Source organism: Enterococcus sp. DIV0774 (genome assembly GCF_050539095.1).
In the GTDB taxonomy this organism is placed as follows: Bacteria; Bacillota; Bacilli; order Lactobacillales; family Enterococcaceae; genus Enterococcus; species Enterococcus faecalis.
Window position 1 is genome coordinate 2,662,501 of record NZ_CP172923.1, and the last position, 26,744, is coordinate 2,689,244.

Annotated in this window: 22 protein-coding genes, 1 rRNA gene and 1 other annotated feature (1 of these 24 running past the window's edge); of the genes, 3 read left to right on the forward strand and 20 right to left on the reverse strand. The window is 39.4% G+C overall.

Annotated elements, in window-relative coordinates:
- Positions 1-1,254 (reverse strand): 16S ribosomal RNA (locus IGL86_RS12810); it reaches 307 nt to the left of the window's first position.
- 668 nt (positions 1,255-1,922) lie between these two features.
- Here IGL86_RS12810 and IGL86_RS12815 point away from each other — a divergent pair.
- The 3 genes from IGL86_RS12815 to serS all read left to right on the forward strand — a co-directional run bounded on the left by IGL86_RS12815 (position 1,923) and on the right by serS (position 5,389).
- Entirely contained in the window at positions 1,923-2,612 is a 690-nt protein-coding gene (locus IGL86_RS12815; RefSeq protein WP_002355963.1) for a response regulator transcription factor, read from the forward strand.
- Positions 2,602-3,783, forward strand: a complete 1,182-nt coding sequence (locus tag IGL86_RS12820; protein WP_002363566.1) for a sensor histidine kinase — start codon at positions 2,602-2,604, stop codon at positions 3,781-3,783. Before IGL86_RS12815 ends, IGL86_RS12820 begins: the two co-directional genes overlap by 11 nt.
- A gap of 40 nt (positions 3,784-3,823) precedes the next feature.
- Positions 3,824-4,030 (forward strand) — a binding site (T-box leader).
- 87 nt (positions 4,031-4,117) lie between these two features.
- Positions 4,118-5,389 (forward strand): serine--tRNA ligase, encoded by a 1,272-nt coding sequence (gene serS / locus IGL86_RS12825; RefSeq protein WP_002355965.1) that lies wholly within the window; start codon positions 4,118-4,120, stop codon positions 5,387-5,389.
- A gap of 211 nt (positions 5,390-5,600) precedes the next feature.
- On the opposite strand, the gene guaB is transcribed toward serS, so the two are convergent.
- The 19 genes from guaB to mnmE form a co-directional block, all read right to left on the reverse strand.
- Entirely contained in the window at positions 5,601-7,082 is a 1,482-nt protein-coding gene (gene guaB, locus IGL86_RS12830) for an IMP dehydrogenase (protein ID WP_002355966.1), read from the reverse strand.
- A gap of 157 nt (positions 7,083-7,239) precedes the next feature.
- On the reverse strand, positions 7,240-8,922 hold the full coding sequence (locus IGL86_RS12835) for a 6-pyruvoyl-tetrahydropterin synthase-related protein (protein WP_033625628.1): 1,683 nt from the start codon (positions 8,920-8,922) through the stop codon (positions 7,240-7,242).
- A 166-nt stretch (positions 8,923-9,088) separates the two neighbouring features.
- Positions 9,089-9,778 (reverse strand): DUF1129 domain-containing protein, encoded by a 690-nt coding sequence (locus IGL86_RS12840; RefSeq protein ID WP_002363563.1) that lies wholly within the window; start codon positions 9,776-9,778, stop codon positions 9,089-9,091.
- A gap of 112 nt (positions 9,779-9,890) precedes the next feature.
- Positions 9,891-11,006 (reverse strand): redox-regulated ATPase YchF, encoded by a 1,116-nt coding sequence (gene ychF, locus IGL86_RS12845; RefSeq protein ID WP_002355971.1) that lies wholly within the window; start codon positions 11,004-11,006, stop codon positions 9,891-9,893.
- A 56-nt stretch (positions 11,007-11,062) separates the two neighbouring features.
- Positions 11,063-11,248, reverse strand: a complete 186-nt coding sequence (locus tag IGL86_RS12850; RefSeq protein WP_002355974.1) for a DUF951 domain-containing protein — start codon at positions 11,246-11,248, stop codon at positions 11,063-11,065.
- A 117-nt stretch (positions 11,249-11,365) separates the two neighbouring features.
- The gene (locus IGL86_RS12855) at positions 11,366-12,256 is read right to left on the reverse strand and encodes a ParB/RepB/Spo0J family partition protein (RefSeq protein ID WP_033625627.1); all 891 of its coding nucleotides are present in this window, start codon (positions 12,254-12,256) and stop codon (positions 11,366-11,368) included.
- Positions 12,249-13,010, reverse strand: coding sequence for a ParA family protein (locus tag IGL86_RS12860; protein ID WP_002355976.1), 762 nt, complete (start codon positions 13,008-13,010; stop codon positions 12,249-12,251). Before IGL86_RS12860 ends, IGL86_RS12855 begins: the two co-directional genes overlap by 8 nt.
- Positions 13,011-13,025: 15 nt before the next feature.
- Entirely contained in the window at positions 13,026-13,742 is a 717-nt protein-coding gene (gene rsmG / locus IGL86_RS12865; protein ID WP_002355977.1) for a 16S rRNA (guanine(527)-N(7))-methyltransferase RsmG, read from the reverse strand.
- A 247-nt stretch (positions 13,743-13,989) separates the two neighbouring features.
- Positions 13,990-14,976, reverse strand: a complete 987-nt coding sequence (locus IGL86_RS12870) for a DUF3114 domain-containing protein (protein WP_002404164.1) — start codon at positions 14,974-14,976, stop codon at positions 13,990-13,992.
- A gap of 410 nt (positions 14,977-15,386) precedes the next feature.
- Positions 15,387-17,159 carry an oleate hydratase gene (locus IGL86_RS12875; protein ID WP_002361446.1) on the reverse strand — a complete coding sequence of 591 codons (1,773 nt, stop codon included), beginning with the start codon at positions 17,157-17,159 and terminating at the stop codon, positions 15,387-15,389.
- A gap of 200 nt (positions 17,160-17,359) precedes the next feature.
- Complete coding sequence (locus IGL86_RS12880) at positions 17,360-18,037, reverse strand: fructose-6-phosphate aldolase (RefSeq protein ID WP_002367532.1); 678 nt, start codon at positions 18,035-18,037, stop codon at positions 17,360-17,362.
- 27 nt (positions 18,038-18,064) lie between these two features.
- On the reverse strand, positions 18,065-18,421 hold the full coding sequence (locus tag IGL86_RS12885; RefSeq protein ID WP_002355981.1) for a PTS glucitol/sorbitol transporter subunit IIA: 357 nt from the start codon (positions 18,419-18,421) through the stop codon (positions 18,065-18,067).
- 23 nt (positions 18,422-18,444) lie between these two features.
- Positions 18,445-19,440, reverse strand: a complete 996-nt coding sequence (gene srlE, locus IGL86_RS12890) for a PTS glucitol/sorbitol transporter subunit IIB (protein ID WP_002355982.1) — start codon at positions 19,438-19,440, stop codon at positions 18,445-18,447.
- Positions 19,441-19,456: 16 nt separating this feature from the next.
- Complete coding sequence (gene srlA, locus IGL86_RS12895) at positions 19,457-20,011, reverse strand: PTS glucitol/sorbitol transporter subunit IIC (RefSeq protein ID WP_002355983.1); 555 nt, start codon at positions 20,009-20,011, stop codon at positions 19,457-19,459.
- Positions 20,011-20,496 carry a transcriptional regulator GutM gene (locus IGL86_RS12900; protein ID WP_033625626.1) on the reverse strand — a complete coding sequence of 162 codons (486 nt, stop codon included), beginning with the start codon at positions 20,494-20,496 and terminating at the stop codon, positions 20,011-20,013. The genes srlA and IGL86_RS12900 overlap by 1 nt, the downstream gene beginning before the upstream one ends.
- Positions 20,493-22,355, reverse strand: coding sequence for a BglG family transcription antiterminator (locus IGL86_RS12905; RefSeq protein ID WP_104845542.1), 1,863 nt, complete (start codon positions 22,353-22,355; stop codon positions 20,493-20,495). Before IGL86_RS12905 ends, IGL86_RS12900 begins: the two co-directional genes overlap by 4 nt.
- Positions 22,356-22,370: 15 nt before the next feature.
- The gene (locus tag IGL86_RS12910; RefSeq protein WP_033625624.1) at positions 22,371-23,171 is read right to left on the reverse strand and encodes an SDR family oxidoreductase; all 801 of its coding nucleotides are present in this window, start codon (positions 23,169-23,171) and stop codon (positions 22,371-22,373) included.
- Positions 23,172-23,342: 171 nt separating this feature from the next.
- Positions 23,343-25,241, reverse strand: coding sequence for a tRNA uridine-5-carboxymethylaminomethyl(34) synthesis enzyme MnmG (gene mnmG, locus IGL86_RS12915; RefSeq protein WP_002355988.1), 1,899 nt, complete (start codon positions 25,239-25,241; stop codon positions 23,343-23,345).
- Positions 25,242-25,260: 19 nt separating this feature from the next.
- Positions 25,261-26,658 carry a tRNA uridine-5-carboxymethylaminomethyl(34) synthesis GTPase MnmE gene (gene mnmE, locus IGL86_RS12920; protein ID WP_002355989.1) on the reverse strand — a complete coding sequence of 466 codons (1,398 nt, stop codon included), beginning with the start codon at positions 26,656-26,658 and terminating at the stop codon, positions 25,261-25,263.
- Between the last annotated feature and the right edge of the window lie 86 nt (positions 26,659-26,744).

Genomic DNA, 26,744 nt, shown 5'->3' on the forward strand with positions numbered 1-26,744 from the left:
TAGCACGTGTGTAGCCCAGGTCATAAGGGGCATGATGATTTGACGTCATCCCCACCTTCCTCCGGTTTGTCACCGGCAGTCTCGCTAGAGTGCCCAACTAAATGATGGCAACTAACAATAAGGGTTGCGCTCGTTGCGGGACTTAACCCAACATCTCACGACACGAGCTGACGACAACCATGCACCACCTGTCACTTTGTCCCCGAAGGGAAAGCTCTATCTCTAGAGTGGTCAAAGGATGTCAAGACCTGGTAAGGTTCTTCGCGTTGCTTCGAATTAAACCACATGCTCCACCGCTTGTGCGGGCCCCCGTCAATTCCTTTGAGTTTCAACCTTGCGGTCGTACTCCCCAGGCGGAGTGCTTAATGCGTTTGCTGCAGCACTGAAGGGCGGAAACCCTCCAACACTTAGCACTCATCGTTTACGGCGTGGACTACCAGGGTATCTAATCCTGTTTGCTCCCCACGCTTTCGAGCCTCAGCGTCAGTTACAGACCAGAGAGCCGCCTTCGCCACTGGTGTTCCTCCATATATCTACGCATTTCACCGCTACACATGGAATTCCACTCTCCTCTTCTGCACTCAAGTCTCCCAGTTTCCAATGACCCTCCCCGGTTGAGCCGGGGGCTTTCACATCAGACTTAAGAAACCGCCTGCGCTCGCTTTACGCCCAATAAATCCGGACAACGCTTGCCACCTACGTATTACCGCGGCTGCTGGCACGTAGTTAGCCGTGGCTTTCTGGTTAGATACCGTCAGGGGACGTTCAGTTACTAACGTCCTTGTTCTTCTCTAACAACAGAGTTTTACGATCCGAAAACCTTCTTCACTCACGCGGCGTTGCTCGGTCAGACTTTCGTCCATTGCCGAAGATTCCCTACTGCTGCCTCCCGTAGGAGTCTGGGCCGTGTCTCAGTCCCAGTGTGGCCGATCACCCTCTCAGGTCGGCTATGCATCGTGGCCTTGGTGAGCCGTTACCTCACCAACTAGCTAATGCACCGCGGGTCCATCCATCAGCGACACCCGAAAGCGCCTTTCACTCTTATGCCATGCGGCATAAACTGTTATGCGGTATTAGCACCTGTTTCCAAGTGTTATCCCCCTCTGATGGGTAGGTTACCCACGTGTTACTCACCCGTCCGCCACTCCTCTTTCCAATTGAGTGCAAGCACTCGGGAGGAAAGAAGCGTTCGACTTGCATGTATTAGGCACGCCGCCAGCGTTCGTCCTGAGCCAGGATCAAACTCTCATAATAAAAGTTAGAACAATCTTGCGATTGTTAAGCTCAATTTGTTTGCTAGCATATTGCTTGCTTGTTAAAAATGTTTGTTGTCTTGAATTGAATCAAGACGCCCTACACATTTGGTTCATCTATTCTTTGTTCAGTTTTCAAAGGTCTACGTTACCTCGCAGCAACTTTTATATCATAACAAACTTTCGTTTGAATGTCAAGAACTTTTTTTAAAAAAGTTTTTTTAAGTTGTTTTGCTCGGTTGTTGTTGTCTGTTGTGACAACTTCTATATCTTATCATCTCGCTTGTTATTTGTCAACAACTTTTTTGTTGTTTTTTCAAACTTTTTTCGAGAGATTTGAAATCAAGAATTGTTATTTAATTATTGATTTCTGAATCGCTCAGCTGTGTGACTCGCCTTGCGACATGTAATAATATACCAAGATTTCAAGCATTGGTCAATCATTATTTTCACTTTTTTTAAACTTTTTTTCAATACCGATTATTATGATTGGTATAGGTATTTTCGTTCGCTTTTTACCCCCTTTCATCCTTTTTTGGCTATAGTTTATTAACTTTTAGCAAAATCTTCTAAATTTATCGTAATATATCAAGGATTTTGTCCTTTTTAGCAATTATTTGTTAAAATATGGAAAAGAGATTTTTTTATATATGGAGGAAATGAACGCTTATGAAAATTTTAGTTGCAGATGATGATAAAGAAATTGTAGAACTATTGAGTATTTATATTCATAATGAAGGATACGAAGTCGTGAAAGCTTATGATGGAAAAGAAGCATTATCCAAATTGCACACAACACCAGATATCGATTTATTAATCTTGGACATTATGATGCCAATCATGGATGGAATGGAAGTAGTGAAAGAACTTCGAAAAGAATCGCAAATTCCAATTATTATGTTAACAGCAAAAACAACCGATATGGATAAAATCAAAGGCTTAGTTGCTGGTGCAGACGATTATGTCACCAAGCCTTTTAATCCTTTAGAAGTAATGGCTCGGGTGAAGTCTATTTTACGTAGAAGCCAAATGCAATTAACCAAAGAAGAACCCGATGAATTAGAAGTCGGCCCATTAATGATTAATAAGGACTCTCACGAAGTCAAAACAATAGAAGGAAAAGAAATTCAATTAACCGCTCTTGAGTTTGGTATCCTCTATCTATTAGCTAGTCATCCAAATCGTGTGTTTAGTGCGGATGAAATTTTTGAGCGTGTGTGGCAACAAGAAAGTATTGTTTCTGCTAAAACCGTGATGGTTCACGTCAGTCATTTAAGAGATAAGATTGAAGAAGCAACTGGTGGAGAAAAAGTCATTCAAACAGTGTGGGGAGTTGGATATAAGATCGATGCTCGTTAAACCTAAAAAGATTGAAAAACAAAAACGAATTACCTTAACTTCTAAAGAAATCAGCGAGTTATTAGCAGAAGCAATTGTGACAATTGTTTTATTACTACTATTAAATGTCTCAATTATGTTCCTTTTAGGACAACTACTTAGTGAAAACTCGCCCTTAGCTGGTGTCATCTGGGCCACTAAGGATGCGGTCGCTAAAGAATTAAATACTGATTTGTTTTGGAGCTGGAATAAATTTGTCTTACCCATTTTCTTTTTAGTAGATGCAGCCGTTCTCTATTGGCGCTTAATTCGTCGCTACCACCAAATGCAATTGCGTCATATTATCAGTGAGTTACATTACATCGCTGACGGTAATTACAATCACCGCATTCCGTTTGAATTAAGTGGTGATTTAGCAAAAGTCGTGACGAGTATTAACGGTCTGGTGGATAGTACTGTCGCAGCCATTGAAGATGAACGGCGAATTGAAAAATCAAAAGATGAATTAATTACGAATGTCAGTCATGATATTCGTACACCGTTAACTTCTATTATTGGTTATCTGGGATTGATTGAAGATCGTCAATTTCATAGCCAAGAAGATTTACTGAAATATACGCATACCGCTTACGTCAAAGCGAAACAAATGAAATTATTAGTTGATGATCTTTTTGAATATACAAAAGTCCGTCAACCAAGTGTACCGATTCATACGACGACTTTTGATATGGCACAATTAATTGAACAGCTTGCTGCCGATTTTGAATTGGAAGCGAAAAAGATTAATATGCAAATCCAAGTAAAAGCCAATCCAGCTTCTTTAATGATGGAAGGCGATACGGAAAAACTAGTCCGAGTCTTTAACAACCTTCTTTCAAACGCTTTGAAATATGGCAAAGGCGGCCATCATATTGTGATGGAAGTAGACAAAGTCGGCACCGAAGCAATTATCGCTGTTCGCAATGATGGACCAGCTATTCCTAAACATTCTTTAGATCAGTTGTTTGACCGCTTCTATCGTGTCGAAGAATCCCGATCACAAGAAACGGGTGGTACTGGTTTAGGTCTGGCTATTGCACAAAGTATTGTCGCTTTACATGGTGGATATATTTATGCGAAGTCTGATCAAAAGTGGACTTCCTTTATTATTCATCTACCCTTACAGCGTACCAACAAGAAATCAGAGAGTTAATTGACATCCCTGAACTTTTTCGGTATTCTATAGAAAAGAGAAAACTAAGAGAAAAAGTATTTATGGCACTGAATTCCAGAGAGTTTGCGGGGGTGCGAGCAAACATTCATCTATAAAGAAGTCCGTCTCTTCCTGGTGTCCAGCGAAATAAGTTGGAACGGTCTGCAGCCGTTATCTGCAAATCAAGGGCAGTAACATTACTGAACTTGGGTGGTACCGCGAGATTTCCAGTCATTTCGTCCCAAGAATATTTATTTTTGGGGTGAGATGGCTTTTTTGTTGTTTTCTACAACAGTTATTATTGATTATGTACTAATTTTGAGGAGGAAAAAATATGTTAGATGTAAAAATGATGCGTCAAAATTTTGACGAAGTAAAAGCAAAGCTACAAACCCGTGGTGTGAAAGAAGAAATCTTAGTGGAATTTCTGCGTTTAGATGAAAGTCGCCGTGATTTATTAGTCAAAGTCGAAGAAATGAAAAAATATCGGAACGATGTGTCTGCTGAAATTGCTCAATTAAAACGGAACAAAGAAGATGCAACGGCTAAAATCGCGGAAATGAAAGAAGTCGGCGGCAATATTAAAGCATTAGATGCAGAAATTAACGCTATTGACGAAGAGCTACGTGGGATCACAACTACTTTACCGAACTTGCCAGATGATTCTGTACCTGTTGGTGCTGGTGAAGAAGAAAATGTAGAAGTACGTCGTTGGAGTGAACCAAGAACTTTTGCTTTTGAACCAAAACCACACTGGGAAGTCGCTGAAAACTTAGGCATTCTAGATTTTGAACGTGGTGCCAAAGTAGCTGGTAGCCGTTTTGTTTATTACAAAGGCTTAGGTGCTCGCTTAGAACGTGCGTTATACAACTTCATGTTAGATTTACATGTTTATGAACATGGCTATACAGAAATGATTACGCCTTATATCGTTAATGACACCGCCATGTTCGGAACTGGCCAATTTCCTAAATTTAAAGAAGATGTCTTCCAATTACAAGATACGGATTTAACGTTAATCCCAACGGCAGAAGTCCCGTTAACTAATTACTACAACAATGAAATTTTAGATGGCAAGGATTTACCGATTTACTTTACGGCCTTGAGCCCTTCTTTCCGTTCTGAAGCTGGTAGCGCTGGTCGTGACACACGTGGGTTAATTCGTTTACACCAATTTAATAAAGTCGAAATGGTTAAATTTAGTGATGCAGAGCATTCTTATGAGGAATTAGAAAAAATGACGAATAATGCCGAAGAAATTCTACAAAAACTAGGATTACCTTACCGTGTCATGGCTCTTTCAACAGGTGACATGGGCTTCTCAGCTGCGAAAACTTATGACTTGGAAGTTTGGATTCCTGCTCAAGAGACATACCGTGAAATCAGTTCATGCTCAAACTGTGAAGATTTCCAAGCGCGCCGTGCGATGATTCGTTACCGTGATGAAAACGATAAAGTCCAATATGCGCATACACTCAATGGTTCTGGTTTAGCCGTGGGACGGACAGTCGCTGCTATTTTAGAAAACTACCAAAACGAAGATGGCTCTGTGACTGTACCAGAAGTCCTAGTTCCTTACATGGGTAACCTAACAGTTATTAAATAAAGGGAAGATGAAGGTCGTTGTCTGATATCAGATAACGGCTTTTATTCTATAGGAAAAGTAGCCTGTAACAAAAATCACTTTGGATTTTTATTACAGGCTTAAATATTGATAAACGGTGGAAACAGAAGCAACTCCTTCATTCTACAGAAAAAGAGGCAGACGTCGAAATGACGTCTGCCTCTTTTAAATTTCAAAAAAATCAGCTTTTATTTTATTGAACAGAATAGTTTGGTGCTTCTTTTGTGATTTGAACGTCATGTGGATGTGATTCTTTCAATCCGTTACCACTCATTTGAACAAATTGTGCTTCTTCACGCAACGCTTTCAGGTCTGCTGCACCGACGTAACCCATCCCTGATTTCAAGCCACCGATTAATTGGAAGACAATATCAGAAACGCTTCCTTTGTAGGCGACACGTCCTTCGATTCCTTCTGGCACTAATTTGTTTGCTTCATTGACACTTCCTTGGAAGTAACGATCACTTGATCCTTTTTCCATTGCACCCAATGAGCCCATGCCACGGTAAGTTTTGAAACGACGGCCTTGATAAATTTCAAATTCGCCTGGAGATTCATCTGTACCTGCTAACATACTTCCTAGCATTACAGCATGTCCACCAGCAGCTAAGGCTTTCACGATATCACCAGAATATTTAATACCGCCATCAGCGATAATTGCTTTACCATATTCTCTAGCTACAGAAGCAGCATCATAAATCGCTGTTAATTGAGGAACACCAACACCAGCAACGACACGTGTTGTACAAATTGAACCAGGTCCAATACCAACTTTGACAACGTCAACGCCGACATCATACAATGCTTTGGTTGCTTCAGCAGTGGCAACATTACCAGCAATTAATGTTGCTTCAGGGAACGTTTCACGAATTTCTTTAATTTTGCGAATAACGCCGGCACTATGGCCATGTGCAGTATCGATAACAATCGCATCGGCACCTGCTTCTAATAATGCTTCCGCACGTTCGAACGTATCACTAGTGACACCGACTGCTGCCGCTACAAGTAAACGACCATGTTCGTCTTTGGCAGCATTTGGGAATTCAATCACTTTTTCAATGTCTTTAATTGTAATTAAGCCACTTAAGCGACCTGCTTCATCAACGATTGGTAATTTTTCGATTTTATGTTTTTGTAAGATTTTTTCTGCATCTTTTAAAGATGTGCCTACTGGCGCAGTGACTAAATGATCTTTTGTCATGACTTCTTCAATTTTGATTTGGTAGTCGGTTACAAAACGCATATCACGGTTTGTAATAATTCCGACTAATTTACGGTTTTCCATTGTTTCTACAATTGGCACACCGCTAATACGGTAACGACTCATTAATTCTTCTGCATCCGCTACTAAGTTTGTTGGTGTTAGAAAGAATGGATCAATGATAACGCCGCTTTCAGAACGTTTGACTTTACGTACTTCGTCTGCTTGTTGGGCGACAGTCATATTTTTATGTACGACACCTAGTCCACCTTGACGAGCCATCGCAATTGCCATATTACTATCTGTAACAGTATCCATACTGGCACTCATCAATGGAATATTTAACTTGATATTTTTAGCTAATTGTACACTCATGTCTACATCATTTGGTAAGACATGGCTTTCTGCAGGGATTAATAGCACATCATCAAATGTAAGACCTTTTTTCGCAAATTTTGTTTCCCAATTTGACATTTTTTTGTCCACTCCTCAACTTAATTTTATATATGAAAATAACAGATAATACTAAGGAAGTCAACTAGATTTGTTTAAATAATCAATGAGGAATAAAGGACAAAACGCCAAAATCGGTTTGTCCTTTATTCAACTCTTCCTAATTAAAGTCCTATTTTCATCGTTGTTCTTTTATCTTGTGTTTCTTTTTTTGTTGTAAAAATCGGCTAAATCCAAAACCGCCAACAGAAAGCAAGGTAATCATTGTCCCTATTTTTTGCACTTTTGTTCTTTGGTAACGGATGTCGACATGTCCTGTACCAGATAAAGAAAGAGCGGCTAAGCCTCCTTGATTGGTTAGGCTCATTTTTTTAGCGCCCGTTTGGTTTTTCATTTGAATCGTGGCTTGATAGCCTAAGTAATAAATAAAAGGAACGGTCACCTTCGCTGATTGATTCACCACTTGGTAGTCAAATGAAATTTTCCCATAAGGCATTCTAACGTTTGTAATGGTTACTTGTTCTTCCGAATAATCAAGTTGTCGTTTTTTCTGTTTCAATAATTCCTGATAATTGATTTCATCTGGCAAATATTCATGGCCCGCACCGATATAAAAAGGCGCTGGCTGCTCATACTCAGCTTTTGTTAACAGGCGGCCTTGTTGTGACTGAATACTTTGATATTGATAAATGCCTAAATTGCTGATGGCAAGGAAAACCAACAAAGCCACGGTCCAAGATTTACGGAAAACGCCCCATTCGTCTTGTGCAATGAAAAAAGCGAGCATTACAGAAAGAATCCCTAAAAAACGCCAAGGAAACTGAATCGTATTTAAAGGCGTGTGGTTCAGCCAGTGCCAAGGAAAAAGCGTAGTAACCATCAATAAGAGTACTAGCGTCAAACCAATAAACCGTTTGTTCTGAATTTTTTTGCTGGCAAGCGAAACCACTGCTACAACAAGCCCTACAAACAAAAGGGTTCCTAGATTCGCTGTTTTCGCGTGAAAAACACTGCTCTTTAAACTATTAAAGAAAAGAGAATCAATGGGATAACTTCTTTCGGAAATATAAGTGAGTGGATTGGACGTAACTTTAAATACTTGATTTTTCATTTGTTCAGCAACTGGTAAAAGATAAAAGGCCAGCCAAAGTAGTGTCAGACCTGCAGCCTTCGCTAATGCCCACAGGACCTCCTTTTTAAAAAACTGCTGCCAATAAAACAGAATGTATAACCCAATCCAAATAGAAACCATTTCAATAGAAATAAAGTGAGCCAACCCAATCCCAGTCATCGCCAGCGTTAACAACGGCCAACATTTCGTGGTTCCCTTTCGTAATAAAAACAGGCTCGCTAAGACCAACGGAAAAAAACTTAGCGCCAAAAATTCTCCTAACGCTTGGCGATTAAACAAGTCTTGCATGCGGTAAATAGATAAGCCATACAAAATGGCAAAGAGATAGCTTCTTTTTTTAGAGAGCGCCATTAATCGGCCTGCATAATAAGTAAGACTAAATGTTGCCAAGTTTACCGCAAACACAAAAATCGCCATACTAGCGACAAAGGAAAGCCCCAGAACACGCAAAAGCGCAGGCAAATAAAGATACGCATCTGGATAAAACAAACTAGAGGCATAGCCATAGCCTCCCAAGAAAAAATAATTGATTTTAGGAAACCAGTCGTTGTTTTTAATTGCTAATGCGAGACCTTCCACCCGATTTTGATGAAAGCGGAAATCACTTGCTCGTAAAAAATTCTCTTGAAAATAGACAAAATAAAGAGAAAGTCCACTTAATAAGAGAAAACTAATAAAAATGAGTAGCCGCTCGTGTTGACGGCACCAAGACTTCACTTGTTGTCCCATAAGAGGCTCCTTTCTTTAGCAAACTTCTGAAAACAGAAGCCTGGGACACTAGTTTTTTCGACTAATCCCCCAGGCTTTAACTGTTAAAACGCTCTATTGAGAGAGCGACTTTGCTTGTTGCAGTTTCTGCGTCAGCCGAGCGCATTCACAATTGAGCCCGCGCCGTTTATTGACGTGTCATGAAACTACCTTGAATATTGTATTTTTTCTTGAAGAAATAGCGTGCTACAAAGGCTAACGCACCGATTACTAAAGCAATCATCGGATCTAAGATGGGATTGATCACTGGTGGCAGCATCGCTGAACCGGCGAAAACTGCAATCCACAAGAACATCCCACCAAATAGAATGGCGGTCGTTTTTAACCAACCAGGACGTTTGCTTTTGTCGCCACCTTGACGATCAAAACGGTAAACATATTTGTGCATTAGATAGAAAACATAACCCCCAGCCATCGCACCTAAGATATATGTGGTTAATCCGAGAGGCTGTGCGGTTCCTTTTGAAAATAGAGACATCGCCGCTAACATGATTGTTAATAAACCAAGCAATAGTAAGGTATTGTCGAGCCAAATCATCCAGCCCGCTGGTTCTTTGACTTCTGCTGGTTTATTTAAAATTGCTTCCGTCCGTTCTGAAACAGTGCCAAATAACTGACGGGCTGTTTTGCCTGTTTTTTGACCGGCTACTAATTCTGGCAAAATACCGTGTAGAGCCAATGCTAGCTCTTCTTCAGATAAATTAGCCGCTTTTAATGATTTTTTTAAGTCAAAAATGTATTGTTCATTTCTTTTAGTCAAATTCTGTTCTAATTGACGATTCTCAGCCACGATTGCTCGTAATGCTTCTGCTTCCATAGTTGTATCCTCCTCACCCTCATGTAGAGGGAACCTCTTTCTAAACGGCTGAATGGCCTTAAATATGTGGGCTTAGCCCAAAACAAATTGCTTGTTGGGCATGGGTCTTTTCTTAAACGTTAAAACGGAACAACATAACATCGCCATCTTGAACGACGTAGTCTTTTCCTTCTAAACGAACACGGCCCGCTTCTTTGGCAGCTTGCATATTGCCATATTTATCTAGGTCTTCATAAGAAACAGTTTCCGCACGAATGAAGCCTCGTTCAAAATCACTGTGGATAATCCCAGCTGCTTGAGGTGCCTTGATTCCCTTACGGAACGTCCACGCACGAACTTCTTGTTCACCAGCTGTAAAGTAGGTAGCTAAGCCTAACAAATCGTACGCCGCACGAATCAATTGATCTAAGCCAGATTGTTCAATACCCATTGCTTCTAAAAATTCAGCCTTGTCTTCTTCAGAATCCAATTCAGCAATTTCTTCTTCTGCTCGCGCACTAACCACGATTACTTCCGCATTTTCACTGGTTGCAAAATTACGAACTTGTTGTACATACTCATTGTTGTCTGGATCCGCCACTTCATCTTCTGAAACATTTGCTACATAAAGGACCGGCTTTGTGGTTAATAAGAAAAGAGATTTAACAATTTTCTCTTCTTCTGGCGTAAATTCAATCGTACGAGCAGATAAACCTTCTTCTAAAACTGGTTTAATTTTGTCTAAAACAGCTAATTCTTCCACCGCTTCTTTATCTTTTGCTTTCGCCATTTTAGCCACGCGAGTATAGCGCTTATTGATTGAATCTAAATCTGCTAAAATTAGCTCTAAATTAATTGTATCAATGTCTGCTAAAGGATCAACGAAATCCGCATCCCGATTTTGTTCACGCATGATATTTTCGTCATCAAAACAACGAACCACGTGACAGATTGCATCTACTTGACGAATGTGACTTAAAAACTGATTTCCCAGCCCTTCTCCTTTGCTGGCACCTTTAACAATTCCGGCGATGTCTGTAAATTCAAACGTTGTGGGAACTGTTTTTTTCGGTTTTACTAGTTCTGTCAAGCGTTGTAAACGGGCATCTGGTACTTCAACCATGCCGACGTTCGGATCAATCGTTGCAAAGGGATAATTTGCAGCTTCTGCTCCTGCTTTTGTAATTGCGTTAAATAGGGTCGATTTACCAACGTTTGGTAAGCCGACAATTCCAGCTGTTAGTGCCATTTGTTTTCCACTCTTTCTCTCAGTCTATTCTCTTTTCTATTAGAGGCATCAAAGCATTAGTCTGCTTTTTTCTCGATTACTTTTTTTAATTTTTTAGTAAAATCACGACGCGGCATCATGACAATATGCCCGCAATTCGTGCACTTGATTTTGATATCAGCGCCCATGCGAATGATTTGCCAACGATTTGCTTGGCAAGCATGCGGCTTTTTCATTTCGACAATATCGCCTAAATCATACATGTTCCAAGCCTTCTTTCTTCTCTTACTTATATAAAAATACCATGATTACAATACCATTTTTTAACGAAACTAGCAAAAGGATTTGTGACTTTCTGTCTTACTTTCTCACTTTGCTTTTTATTCCTCGTCAAAATGAATATCTAAAATATCTAAAATTCTAGCCAAATCCGAAGAGGACAAGTACTCAATTTCAATTTTTCCTTTGCCTTCTTTTTCTTGAATCGCTACGGTTGTCCCAAATTTATCCATTAAGCGGTCTTCACTTTCACGAATATAAATGGGTTTTTCCTTGATGGCTTTTTTCGCTTTTTTGCCCTTTTTGCCTTGTGTTTCGTTAAATTCAGCGACAAGTTGTTCTAATTGTCGAACCGTTAAATTGTCTTTAATACAACGATTAGCTAATGGCAATAGCTGTTCTTTGTTCTTCAAACCTAATAACGTCCGTGCTTGACCCATTGACATGCTTTGTTTTTGAACCATTGCTTTGACCGCATCTGGTAAGGTTAGCAACCGTAAATAATTGGCAATATACGGGCGACTTTTGCCCAAACGTTCTGCGACTTCCGCTTGTGTTAATTTCAAATTTTTCATTAGCATTTCATAGGCTTCTGCTTCTTCTAGCGGATTTAAATCTTCCCTTTGTAAGTTTTCCAAAACAGCAACTTGCATCATGGATTCTTCATCAAATTCGCGAATAATTGCGGGAATTTTTTCTTTGCCGGCTAATTTAGAAGCCCGGAACCGACGCTCACCTGCAATAATTTCATAGCCTTTAACTGCCGATTTACGAACAATAATCGGTTGAAACACACCGGAATGTAGAATCGAGTTTGCAAGTTCTTGTAAAGAGGTTTCATCAAATGTTTTCCGCGGTTGGTAAGGATTGGGACGAAGTTCGTTTAATAGAATTTCTGTCACTTGTTCGTTCTTAACGTCGACATCTTCTAGCTTTGCGATATCTTGAAACAAGGCATCGATGCCTCTGCCTAAACCTTTGCCTTTATTCATTCTCCAACACTTCCTTTGCTAGTGCTTGATACACTTCGGCACCTTTTGAGCGAATATCATAGTCAATGATTGGTAAACCATGACTTGGTGCTTCGGATAAACGGACATTTCTTGGAATAATCGTATCATAGACTTTTTCACGGAAATATTTACGGACTTCTTCCACGACTTCGGCACCTAAATTGGTCCGAGCATCGTACATGGTTAACAAGACCCCTTCAATTTTCAATTCAGGGTTAAAATGTTTTTGAACCAAGCGAATCGTATTTAGCAATTGACTCAAGCCTTCTAATGCGTAATATTCACATTGAACAGGAATTAGAATCGAATCACTTGCTGTAAAAGCATTGATTGTTAAATGCCCTAGAGAAGGCGGGCAATCAATTAAAACGAAATCATACATGTCTCTTACTTCATCAATTGCTAATTTCAAGCGCGATTCTCGAGCCATCATTGAAGTTAATTCAATTTCAGCGCCTGCTAATTGAATAGTTGCAGGGACAATATCTAAATTTTCACGGCTGGTATGTTGAACCACGCTAGTGATTGGTTCTTCATTTACAAGGACATCATACACATCGTGTGCGACATCTGGTTTAGGGACACCCATGCCACTGGTAGCATTTCCTTGTGCATCAATGTCGATCAGTAAGACTTTTTTGCCTAAGTTTGCTAAACATGCGCCTAAATTTACAGTGGTCGTTGTTTTACCAACGCCGCCTTTTTGGTTCGCTACAGAAATAATTCGTGTCATGTGTGTGCCTCCATCTTATTTAATCGGTTGTTTATTTGGTAATCCAGGTTTTCTGGGATATTTTTTAGGGGTTTCTTTTTTCTTTTGAATCACGACAATGTGGCGTTCGTCTGCCGTAATCGGCAAAGTAAAACCAACTTCTTTCTGAAATTGACCGCCTAATGTAGCGATTGCAGGTTTTGCTTCATTAATTTCTTCTTCACTTTTCGATGCTTTTAAGGCTAAAAAATAGCCTTCTTTTTTAACTAAGGGTAAACACAGTTCACTTAAAACATTTAATCGTGCAACTGCTCGCGCTGTAACGTAATCAAACGCGCCACGAAATTCTGCTTTTTGACCAAATGTTTCTGCACGATCATGATACAAAGAAACATTAGCCAAACCTAGTTGATTCACCAACTCTGTTAGGAAAGTAATTCGTTTATTTAAAGAGTCAACAATTGTGACATTTAATGAAGGAAAAACAATTTTCAAAGGAATACTTGGAAATCCTGCGCCTGCGCCAACATCACAAATGGCTTTGTCACTGGCAAAATCTTCAAAGAATGCCAACGAAACAGAATCATAGAAATGTTTCAAATAAACTTCTTTTTCTTCTGTAATGGCTGTTAAATTCATTTTTTCATTCCATTCTACTAATAAATGGAAATATTGGTCAAATTGTGTCATCTGTTGGTCTGTCAATTCAATGCCTTTTGCGGCTAATAGTTGTCTAAATTCTTCGGGTAGCATAAAGACTCCTTCCTTTTTTGTGAAACAGAAAAATGTTTCACAATCATCTTTTCCTACTTTAACGCAAATAGCAATTTCTTGCAATGCTTTTCGGAAGATTTTTGCCTGAATGATAAAAGAAAAATCCGCCTTTTTATGTGGTAAAAAGTCTCTAGCCACGGGCCAAAATGTTCAATTGGCGGCAACGAAAACCGCCTTTCTCTAAGAGTAAAACAAGCCAATGTTTCATGTGAAACATTGGCTTGTTTTACTTACTATAATCATCGCACTTTATTTGTCGTTCTCTGCGGTAGTCGTATTCTTGGATACGGGGACTTAACCAACCTTTTTTGGCTGTTTTTCGTAATTGATGATCAAATCTCCCTGGTGGTGAACTATCTAGTAATTCATGGGTACGATTATTCCGATTTGCATAATTAAACGATTCACCATTCAAGACTTTTTCCTGGTATTCATTGTTTTTGGCCGCTTGATAATAGGCTGGATTACTAATTAATCTGCCTCGCCAGTCCTCAACTAACACATCCCACTGGGTTACAAAGGTACCTTCTTCATTCAAAATAAACTCACTGTGAAAATTAGGCGTCAATCGTTTCTTATTAATTAAAGAATAAGATGCCCCCTCAGGGTATTTGTTGTGCAAACGAGCAGAGCTTTTTTTCAGCTTCCGCCCGCCCATCCCTTGCGGCTTGGCCGCAAAAACATAGCGTTTTAATGCCTGTTCATCGGTGTCCCCTTCTTGTTTAAAAAAATCGCGGATATACGTGATATTTTGACGATCAATATACATTCTTAATTGATGTATCTTTTTCGCTTTCTCTTGGTTAAAGCTCCCAAGAAGACCTAACGGATAGGCTTTTTGAACTGTTTTTGCCAACAAATGCCAAAACGTCGCATGCGGTGCAATCGTCTTCGAGAAACGATAAGGACCTACTAATTGCAACATGCCATGCTGATCCAACACTGCACCTAATTGCCATAACAGTAACGAGAGCTTTTCTTGCGGACGATAAGCCGAAAAGCGAAATAATCGCTCATACGCTGAAGAGCCCACTTCTTCCACTTCAGAAAATAGTTCCGCGACTGCTGTTTTCGCTTGCTCAAGTGGCAAGAAACGCGTGTCTTTTATGGCGCTTTCCACTAATCCATAAACAGCTTGGCGGTCCCAGCCAGCGTCAATCGCCGCCTCTACACCAGCACTCATTGCTTGTTGTAATTCTTGCCAACGTCCCATCTTCTCGCCGCCTTTTTCTATATACTTCTTCTATAATGATAATCCTTTCCCCACAAAATGCCAACTGCTTTAACGCAAAAAAACAACCCGCCCTTTGGGGAAGGGCGGGCGGAGGAGTTAAAAAATGAAAAAGTGTTTTGTTAGGGTTTTGTTTATCGGGTATGTTTAAATAATAGCCGTTAAATGTGAAGAAACTATGGTAAAAATGCGCCTTCTTTTCAACAAAATTTTGAAAAAGTCTCTTCAGAAATTAAGATTTTTTTGCGAAGTTGCCCACTGGCTACTCCCATTCAACATATTATATATTTAATATCCATAAAATCACAAAAGAAATATACACAATAACGAATATTTATTCAACGGTTAATAAAACAACCAAAAAAGCGAGTGATTTACACTCGCTTTTTCAACTAAATTAAATGATTTTCTCTTAAAATATCACCAATATACGTATCCTCAAATTTCTTCACAAAGTGTTCAACCATTTTGCGTTCCACGAACGGCATATCCATTTCTGTTAATTTTTTCTTGTCAGATAAATAATAAACAGAGTTTGCTAAGACGCGCAAGTCGTATGCAGAAGCAAACACTTCTGGTACTCCGCGTTCAACCTCTAGCAATTGATAAACAGCTTCCATCGCTGTCCGTACAGAATACTCTGTTGTAAACACCGTATCTCGTTCAGTATCTGCGAAGTTCCCAATGAAAGCAAGATTTTTAGAGCCGTTTGGTACAACTAATGGTCGATCGCCTGGTTCTCTTAACATAAAGTAAGAAGTGATAAACGGCATATACACCGGAATAGTGGTAGCCGATTCTTCTGAAATACGTTCAATTTCCCCTTCTGGGACCCCTAAATGATAAAGTAACTCTTGCGTAATTTCTTGGCCGGTACATTGTTCGATTGGTTTTTTGATATAATTTCCTGGTTTATTAGAAAGTAATCCATATACCCAAGTTATAGATTGTTGATCATTTTGTTCTTTAAAATGCGGTTGTCTATGCATAGCGAAACTCATCATCCAATTAGAGTCTTTGATAGTAATAATACCACCTGTGACAATTTTTCCTGTGCGTAATTTACGATGTGTTAACCGAGAAAGATACGGTTCAATATCGAAATTTTCCCACGTAATCGTTGCTGAGACAAACCAACTTTCATCTGGTAAATTTTCACAGAAAACTTCTGGGTGCCCAAATTCTGGGGATTGTTTTGCTAAGTTTTTCCAGAGATTCCAACTTCCCCCTAGTTCATGAGTAATTGGTGCTGGTGTATGATGATCTCCTTGCGTCGAACTTTCAGTAATTGAGCCATTCGTTACGAAGACTAAATCATTTTCAGTTAAAGGAATTTCTTTGGTTTTGCCCGCTTGTGTCAACAATAATCGCCGAGCAACTTTAGTAGCTCCTTTGATGTCGACTTGGATATCATTGATCGTTGTTTCATATTGAAAGTCTACCCCTTGATTGGTTAAAAAGCTTAATAATGGTTTCACTAACGATTCGTATTGATTGTATTTGGTAAATTTCAAGGCTGTAAAGTCAGGCAAACCTTTGATGTGGTGGATAAAGCGCATGATGTAGCGGCGCATTTCAATGGCAGAGTGCCATTTTTCAAAAGCAAACATTGAACACCAATAGATCCAAAAGTTGGATTCAAAAAATTCTTCGCCGAAAACATCTTCAATTTTTTTGCCAATTAATTGATCTTCAGAAGTCATAAATAAATCAACGATTTCTTTTTGTGCTTTTTTGGATAAAGTAAATTGTCCATCATCTGGGACACGTTCGCCACGGTTATGAATAATGCGGCAATTTGAAGAATTCGGATCATCTAAATCTAACCGGTAAAACTCATCTAGGACAGAGGCATCTTCTACTTCTAATGATGGTACCGAACGAAATAGATCCCACAAACACTCGAAATGGTTTTCCATTTCGCGTCCGCCGCGAGTGACAAAGCCATCATGGGGAATAAATTTACCATCTAAAGAACCGCCAGACAGCGTGAGTTCTTCAAAAATGTGAATATTTTCGCCCTTCATTTGACCGTCACGAATTAAGAAAACAGCCGTTGCTAAACCTGCTAGGCCACCACCAACGATGTAGGCACTCTTGTCATCTACACCTTTTGGTTTTCTTGGTCGAGCAAATGCTTCATAATTTCCATTTGTGTATCTCATTCTCGTTTCCTCCTATCATTTGATACCCTCATCATACTGCTACCAAAAAAAATACCCAAAAGATAACCCTTTTTTTTAAGAAATTCTTTGACAAATAAAGGAAATTGTCTAATTTTTGAGCAAGTGAATAATCGTAGATGTTTCATGTGAAACAAAAAAAGAACGAGAAGAAAAATGGCCGCTTTTTCTTCTCGTTCTTTTTATGTTAATTCTTTTACCGTTTCTACTCCAAAAACAGCAACCCAATCTTCCTGAAAATCAGTTACTGCTTTTTGAATGGCGGGCATTGCCAAGCCTTGTGTCACGAGTTCTGGTGCGATAGTGACCGCTTGCGCCCCCATTTGACAGGCTTGATTAACTTGTGCCACGTTTTTAAAACTAGCAGCTAAGATCTTACTCTTTGCGTTCGTCCGTTTAATTTCTGCAGCTAAATGCTCAATAACCTTTTGAGAATCAATTGTTAAATTCTCCATCCTATTATAATACGGCGCTAAATAATCTGCACCTGCCGCAATCGCTAGATAACCTTGAAATTCTGTATAAATAGCGGTTGCTGTTATCCGATAATTTGCCTGCTTTAGTTGTTTGATGGCTGCCAAGCCTGCTTCATTGACTGGGATTTTAATGAATGTTTCTTGGCCTAATTGTTGTACAATGGTTTGGGCATCTTCTAGCATCTCTTCTGTCGTTTGACCGACCACTTGGACGTGCAAACTCGCTTGTCCAATCGTTTTTTTTATTTCTTTCATCTGCGCAAAGAAGTCAATTTTTCCTGCTTGCTTAACAATACTAGGATTAGACGTTACGCCTGCCAGTGGTAAAATTTTCTGATACTTTCGAATAGCCTCAAGATTAATTGTATCTAGCATAAATTCCATCTTTTACGTTCCTCCCTTAAACGATAATTATAGAATAGTGATTGTTGTACCAACAGTTATTTCAGGAATAGCTTTTTCTTCAACATATAATGTACCTGGTAATTCAGGTGTTGTTGCGCCATCAAATTTAATAGTAATGTGACCCAATGTGTCTAAATTAGTTAATACTACCTCGCCTACAGCGGTAATCTGGTAAGTTTGTTCATCAATCACTAACGTTTGCTTGTCCGTAATCGCTTCTGTGACTGGCTGAACCTCAATGTTATAACAATAATCTGCTAAAGCATCTGGTGCATCTTTTCCAAATAAGATGACCATTTTTTCTTCTTTAAATAATTCGGCTTCTGGTCCAATAGACTGAACCTTTGTTGTAAATACTGACATTTCCCATCCTCCAAAAAAATTTTTTAACTATACAATCCAAAACTTGCTAACCAAGCAACTAGTACTCGAGGGGCACCATTTAAGAAACGAGAATATAAAACAGAAGGGACCCCGACTTCAACGGTTTCGGCTTCAGCTTCTTCCAAGCCTAAGCCCACGGGAATAAAGTCGCACGCGTTTTGTGTATTAATAGCAAACAATGCTGGTAGAGCTAGTTGTGGCGGAATGTTGCCTTTCCCAATTTCCACACCAATTAACGTACCAATTACTTGGCTGATTACTGCTCCAGGACCTAATAGAGGAGAAAGAAACGGCAGAGAACAAATAAAACCAATAATTGTTAACCCCACAATGTTTCCTGCCAATGGCGCCATGATATTGGCAAAAAATTCACCAATTCCTGAACCTTGAATCACACCAATTAATAAAGAAACAAATGCCATAAACGGAATCACTGTGTTGATCATCGTTTGTACGCCTTCACGGGCTGATTGGTTGAATGTCGCTACAACTTTTCCTGCACCCATACCAATTTTCGCAACAAAACTTTGTTGTTCCGCTTTTTGTTCAGTAATTTTTTTACTTGTATCATATTTAAATTCTGTTTTTTTCGAGGTGGGCTTTTCTGTATCAGCAGCAGCTTCTTCTGATGTCAATGTAATCTGTTTCGGGCCTACAGCGGAAACATAAATTGTCTCATTAATGTATTGTGCTAAGGGACCACTTTTGCCAGTTGGAACAACGTTAATAGTAGGAATTCCTTTTTTAGGATAAATTCCGCAACGAAGAGTGCCTCCACAATCAATAATGGCTAATGCGATTTCATCATCTGGAATCGATGTCTTAAAACCATTGACCGCTTCCATTCCTGTCAATTCTACGATTTTATCAACAATTGCGGGTTTCTCGCCGCCACCTGTAATGTAAATAAATTTATGTTTTTCTTCTGTCGGTGTAATCACTAAGGGCCCACCATAACCGCCATTTCCTTTAACTACCTTAATACTATTGTACGTCATCTCACCTTGCTCCTTTCTAATCCACAGCAATCTCTACTGTTTTACTAAGGGTAATTCCTTGTTGTTTGCAAACATAGGCGGTAGTGAAATCGGTAACCCAACCGCCAATAAAATTCATTAATATCCCTACAAACATATAGCGAATCGCTAGGTCCATCGAATTTAGTCCTAACGTATCAATCCCTTGCGCAATCCCTAACCAAACGAACAATTCACCAGGATTAATATGAGGAAAAACTCCATTACTGGTATGACAAAATTGCGCTTGTGCAGCATAATAGCTAGGTTTATAGTATTCTGGTAAAAATCGTGCCATCGTAAAGGACATTGGATTGCCTAACATAAAAGCGGATAAAAAAGGCAGCACTAAATATCGCGTAACAGGATTTTTGGCAGAAAGTTTGGCTACTTTGGTTACTCTTTCTTCTCCTAGAAAAGCAATTAAAGTATTCATAGCTACCATTAACATCAAAACAACAGGTACGATGCCTGTCATCCAAGAAATAAATGTTTCTGCTCCTGTTTGGAAAAGGTGCATAAATCCTTCCGCAAATTTTGTAATATAAGACATTACTCGACACTTCCTTTCAATTTTGTTTGTACTTTATTTTTCCATAATTGCCATTGAATTTTGGCTCCATTAAGCAGCGTTAATGGTTGTGTTTCTTGATAATTGCCAAGCTCAACACGTAAGTAAATTTCTCGTGCATTTTCCATCGCTTGTTGGGTTAATTTATTTTCCTTTTGTACGAGTGGATGGTAATGATCCATATAATGAATATCCTCGTTCACGTACTGAGGTAAGGGATGAAATTTAGCTAGAACGGTGACACCTTGCATCTTTCTAGCGGCTAAGATTTTCCCTTGCGAATCCACAGCAAACAAGATAATCGTGCCTGCTTTTAACTTCCCTGCACGTCGACCAATCGCGACTTTCCCTAATTGTCGCAATTCTTGGTAGTTTTGATTAAAGTGTTTAATCTGTTTCATTCCCATAGCTATCTGAACGAAGTAAGCTGTTAAAAAAAGCGCTCCGAATACGTAGATAAAGCTCATATGATAATCCCCTTCCTTTGCATCCACTCTTTAACCGCTAAAACATCTCGTTGCTTCCGTAACTCATTACGTAAACGTTCGTCTCCTGCGATTGTAAACAAGCGGTCATATAGTTGTAGTAACTCTGCTTCAACAGTGGCAGTCAGCTCTTCTGGAATACCCAACAGCAAAATAACATCAACTTTACCTTCTGGTGTAACCAGTGATTCTTCAAAAACCCCAATCGATAAAATAATCGTTGGTAAGGCTTGATTAATTGTATGGGGAAAGGCAATCCCCGATTCAAAAATAGTTGTTTGTTGATCTTCTCTAGTAAAAATTCGTTCGATAAATTGAGGATCTACTAATTTTTCTGCTTCTAAATCAGCAATCATTTTCTGAATATTCGCTCGGTAACCTTGAGTATTCTCTAATAATTGATAGGTCATATGAATATTTTGAGATTCCACGGAACGAATTTCTTTTGCTCTCTGCCACTCATTTCTGAGCCAAGTATCGTTAAATAAATTAGTTAAATGGATCATCGGTGTTTGTGGTCGAATATTTTTTAAGGGAATGGTTGTAAAAATAGCAAAATATTGATTCAATTCTCTTCTCTCTGCCTCTTCTTCAGAAAAATGGGCAATCTGGATGTCTGGACCCAAAACTTTTTCCAATTGCCGCTGAATGATCAAGGCCGTTCCATGACCTGTACTGCAGATTACAGCAATTTCTTTTTTGGCTCCCGCTTCATAGTTCCCTCTCAATGCTAGTTCAAAATACAAAGCGAGATATCCAAATTCAACCGTCGGCACACAACGATTTAACAAACGGCCCAATTCTTGCAAGCCAATCTTGGCTAATTCATAGGCCAAAGGATATTGTCGTTCAATTTCTCCGTAAAATAAATCGTGACACTCCACATGAAAAACGAGTCGATTCATCACGTTTCTTAAATGATCTTTCATTTCTGAAAACAAGAAGTCCTCATCAAATTCAACAACAACTGAATGATGAATTTTTTTCATCATTTTTTGAAAATAGTCAGCTAAGAGTCCTTCATCAGCCAATAAAGAATTACGAATATGGTTTGTGTTGATGTTAAAAGGAAAGCTGATAAAGGAACGTTCCCATTGGCTTAACGTTACATTATAGGTTATTTCCAAGTGATACATCAGTTCTTCAATCTGCTCGTTATGACGAACATAATCAACATATTCTAGTGGTAGTTCCGTAATGAGTTTTCCAGCTAAAACACGCTGCAAAACAATTGAAACCACTCTTCGTAAAAGAAAACTATCTTGTTTTGCTAGTCTTGTTTCTTTGATTATTTTTTGTATCATTTGTTTGGTAGTTTCATGAAGAAACTGTTCTTCAAAATATTCTTGGACGTAATTCACATGAAGTAAGCGTAAATCAAACTCTTTTCCTTCTAAATGAATGCCACGGTTTGGCGTACCTACAACCGCAACCTGCCAAGGAGCAATCAGCTCTTTCATGCGCTTAATGTCTTTATTAACTGTGCCGCGACTAACGGCGAGTTCTTCGGATAAATCATAAGTTGAAATAAATTGATCTTCTTCTATTAATCGTTTGATAATGTAGGAAACACGCTTGCTTGAAGAATTAAAATCAGATTCCCTTTTTAGCCGTCCAGACAAAACCTCTTCAAAACCTTCAAAGTTATTGATTTCTAACTGAAAGAGATTTTCCTTCTGAATAATTTGGGCGATACCGATTAATTCATCATTCAATGTATCAATGTTTTTACGAACTGTTTGAGGACTTGCGGCTAATTTTTCTTGCAATTCCTGTAAGCTCATTCCTTTGTGATCAACTAGTAATTTTATTACTTGGTACCATCTATTTACTAGCGTCATTTAGTTTTCCCACCTCTATCCTCTTGTTTTACCTCCAGCTACGTTTGTGGTGATGCCTGTAATATAGCTTGAACGGTCTGATAAATAATAGCATACTAAGTCAGCGACTTCATGGAGTTTTCCGCTACGACCTAATGGAATCGTACTTGTTTTTGAATAACCTGCTCGCAATTGCTCAACAGAAATATTTCGTGTATAAGCCAATGCTTCTTCGTATGCTAAAGTGCGCAAGCCCGTTTCTTCCATAATACCTGGCGCAAGCCCCACGACACGGACGTTTGATTTTCCTAACTCTTTAGCCCATGAACGTGTATAACTGCTGACCGCTGCTTTCGTTGCAGCGTAGGCGCTTTGCCCTTCGGAGCCTTCTAATCCAGCTTCTGAAGACATATTAATAATGACACCTGCTTGTTTTTGTACAAGAATCCGGCCCACTGCTTGGCTCATTAGGTAGAGCCCTTTTTGATTGATGGCTACAATTTTGTCGAATACCTCATCCGATAATTCATAAGGCCCATGAGGATGATTTTTATCCACCAATAGACGAGGAATATTGATTCCGGCATTATTTACTAGGCCATCTACGGTTCCAAATTTTTCCACCACTTGAGCGACACCCGCTTCTACTTCTGCTCGAGAAGTTACATTGACTTTCACAAAGAGTAAATGCTCATGTTGCGTTTCTGATGCTGAAATATCAAAATTAGCGACATAGACCTCTTGTGCTAACAAGCTTTCAACAATGCTGCGACCAATACCAGATGAGCCTCCTGTAACAATCACTACTTTTCCTTTAATTCCTAACCAATCTGTCATTTGTTCCACTCCTATCATTTGTTTGCGCTTTCAGTATAGGTCAGTTTGTGAAATTATTTAAGACAGTCTTTTTTTGCAGTTTAGAAAAAAAAGTAGACTAATTCAAAACAAAAAAGCAGTTGCTTCTTCACAATCAATCATCCGTGAAGAAGCAACTGCTTCAAATTTTTATTATCCTTGCACTTTCGCGATTTTTCCTTGTTCGATGTAGACCATCAAAATGCTAATGTCAGCGGGGTTCACACCGCTGATACGGCTTGCTTGGGCAATCGTTTCTGGTTGGATTTTTTGTAGTTTTTGTTTTGCTTCTGTAGCCAAGCCGTTAATCGCTTGGTAATCGATGTTTTCTGGAATGCGTTTTGCTTCCATGCGTTTTAGTTTCTCAACTTTTTCCATGGCTTTTTTAATGTAGCCTTCGTACTTGATTTGAATTTCTACTTGTTCAATCACTTTCGGATCGAGTGCCTCTTCAGGTGCGGGGATAAATTGAGCGACTTCTTGATAACTGATTTCTGGGCGTTTCAGAAAATCTCTAGCTAAAATACCATCTTTTAAGCCAGCAGCGCCTTTGGTTTCCAAAAATGCTTGCACTTCTTTGGTTGGTTTAATCCGATGTTTGCCTAAGCGGGCAATTTCCGCTTCAACAGCCGCTTTTTTGACTAGATAGGCGGCATATTGTTCTTCTTTGACTAAGCCAATTTCATGACCCATTTCTGTTAAACGTAAGTCCGCATTGTCATGTCGTAAAATCAAACGATACTCCGCACGTGACGTTAATAAGCGATAAGGTTCGTTAGTGCCTTTTGTAACTAAATCGTCAATCATGACGCCAATATAGCCGTCACTACGTTTTAAAACAAGAGGCTCTTTGCCTTGAATTTTCAATGCAGCATTAATTCCTGCCATCAAGCCTTGACCAGCAGCTTCTTCGTAGCCACTAGTTCCGTTCGTTTGACCTGCTGTATAAAGATTTTCAATGACCTTTGTTTCTAATGTTGGGCGTAATTGGTGAGGGACTACCACATCGTATTCAATGGCGTAACCTGTACGCATCATTTCTACTTTTTCTAATCCTTCAATAGAATGAAGCATTTCTGTTTGGACATCTTCTGGTAAAGAAGTAGATAAGCCTTGGACGTAAACTTCTTCGGTATTCAACCCTTCTGGTTCCAAGAACAATTGGTGTCTTGGTTTGTCTGCAAAACGAACAATTTTGTCCTCGATGGATGGGCAATACCGAGCGCCCACACCTTCCACAATCCCAGTAAACATTGGGGCGCGGTGTAGATTTTTTTGAATAATTTCATGCGTTGTTTCATTCGTATAAGTTAACCAACAAGGTTCTTGGTTTTGATTGTAGGCACTATCTGGCGTGCTGTAACTAAAGTGGTTGGGTTCTTTATCGCCTGGTTGTTCCTCTGTCACAGAATAATCAATCGTACTTGATTTTACTCGCGGCGGCGTTCCTGTTTTAAAGCGATCGATTTCTAAACCTAATTCTTTTAAATGATTGGCTAAACCAACGGAAGGTTGCGAATTGTTTGGTCCTGATGAATATTTTAATTCACCAATAATAATTTCGCCACGCAAGGCAGTACCGGCAGTAATCACCACTGCTTGACTACGGTATGCGGCACCTGTTGAAGTTACAACACCACGACAAACGCCATCTTCCACGATTAATTCTTCAACAATCCCTTGACGAAGGGTTAAATTTTCTTCTTTTTCAATGGTATGTTTCATTTCTGTCGCATAGGCATGTTTGTCAGCTTGCGCGCGCAACGCACGCACTGCTGGACCTTTACCAGTATTTAGCATCCGCATTTGGATGTAGGTTTTATCAATGTTTTTACCCATTTCGCCGCCTAATGCATCGATTTCTCGGACAACGACTCCTTTGGCAGGTCCACCAACAGAAGGGTTACATGGCATAAAAGCAACCATATCTAAATTAATCGTTAAAAGTAACGTTTTAACGCCCATTCGTGCGGCTGCTAAGGCTGCTTCAGAGCCAGCATGTCCAGCACCGACGACAATAACATCATATGATTCTGCTTGATATTGATTCATAAAAAATTCCTCTCTTGTCTTATTTTCCTAAACAAAATTGACTAAATAACTGTGTAATTAATTCATCTTGGACACTATCGCCGACGATTTCCCCTAAATAATCCCAACAACGGGTCATATCAATTTGAACTAAATCGACTGGCATACCTGCTTCGATGCCGTTAATCACTTCTTGTAACGAAAGCGCTGCTTGATCTAGCAAAGCAATATGACGTGTATTAGAAATATAGGTAGCATCTTTTTCGCCTGTTTGGCCGCCAAAGAAAAGATCAGCAATTTTCGCTTCTAACTGGTCTAAGCCTGTGTTTGACAACACCGAAACGGATAAAATTTCTTCTGCAGGGACTAATTCTTGTAATTCGTTAGGATCCAGTTTTGTCGGTAAGTCCATTTTATTTAAAAGAATAACGCGTTTTAAGCCTTTCGTTGCTTCCAACAGTTGACGATCTTCCTCTGTCAATTCTTCGCTTTGATTTAAGACTAACAAAATTAAATCCGAATCTGCTAACGCTTTGCGGCTACGTTCGACACCAATTCGTTCCACAATGTCTTCTGTTTCGCGAATCCCCGCTGTATCAATTAATTTTAAAGGAACGCCGCGAACGTTAACGTATTCTTCAATGACATCACGTGTCGTTCCAGCAATATCTGTAACGATAGCTTTTTCTTCTCGTAACAGATGGTTTAACAAACTGGATTTCCCGACATTTGGTCGGCCAATAATTGCTGTACTTAGACCTTCTCGCAAAATTTTTCCTTGTTTAGCGGTCGTTAATAATTGTTGAATCTGCGCTTTCACAAATTCGGCTTTTTCTAAAAGTAATTTCGTGGTTAATTCTTCGACATCATCATACTCTGGATAATCGATATTAACTTCTACTTGTGCTAAAGTATTTAAAATTTCTTGTCTTAATGAACGAATTAACGCCGACAAGTTACCATCCAATTGGTTCAATGCAACATTCATCGCTTTATCCGTTTTAGCACGGATTAAGTCCATCACTGCTTCTGCTTGTGAAAGATCCATTCGGCCATTTAGAAAAGCACGTTTTGTAAATTCCCCAGGTTCGGCCATTCGTGCGCCTTCACGTAACAGTAATTGCAATAATTGGTTCACCACGACAATGCCGCCATGACAGTTAATTTCTACCACGTCTTCTCGTGTAAATGTTTTCGGTGCCCGCATCACAGAAAGCATGACTTCATCAATCAATTGATCGTTTTGCGGATCAACAATATGACCATAATGAATCGTGTGCGTGGGGACTTTAGCTAAATCTTTAGTGCCTGACCGATAAACTTTGTTTGCAATAGCAACTGCTTGCTCGCCACTTAAACGAACAATACTAATCGCACCTTCACCCGGCGGCGTAGAAATCGCCGCAATTGTATCAAATTCCATTGTAGCTGATTGCATAATTAGCTTCCTTTCTTCATAACAACAAAAAAAGCGCCCACTCCTCCTGCATTAAAAAATTCAGGTTGGATTTAGCACTTTCACTG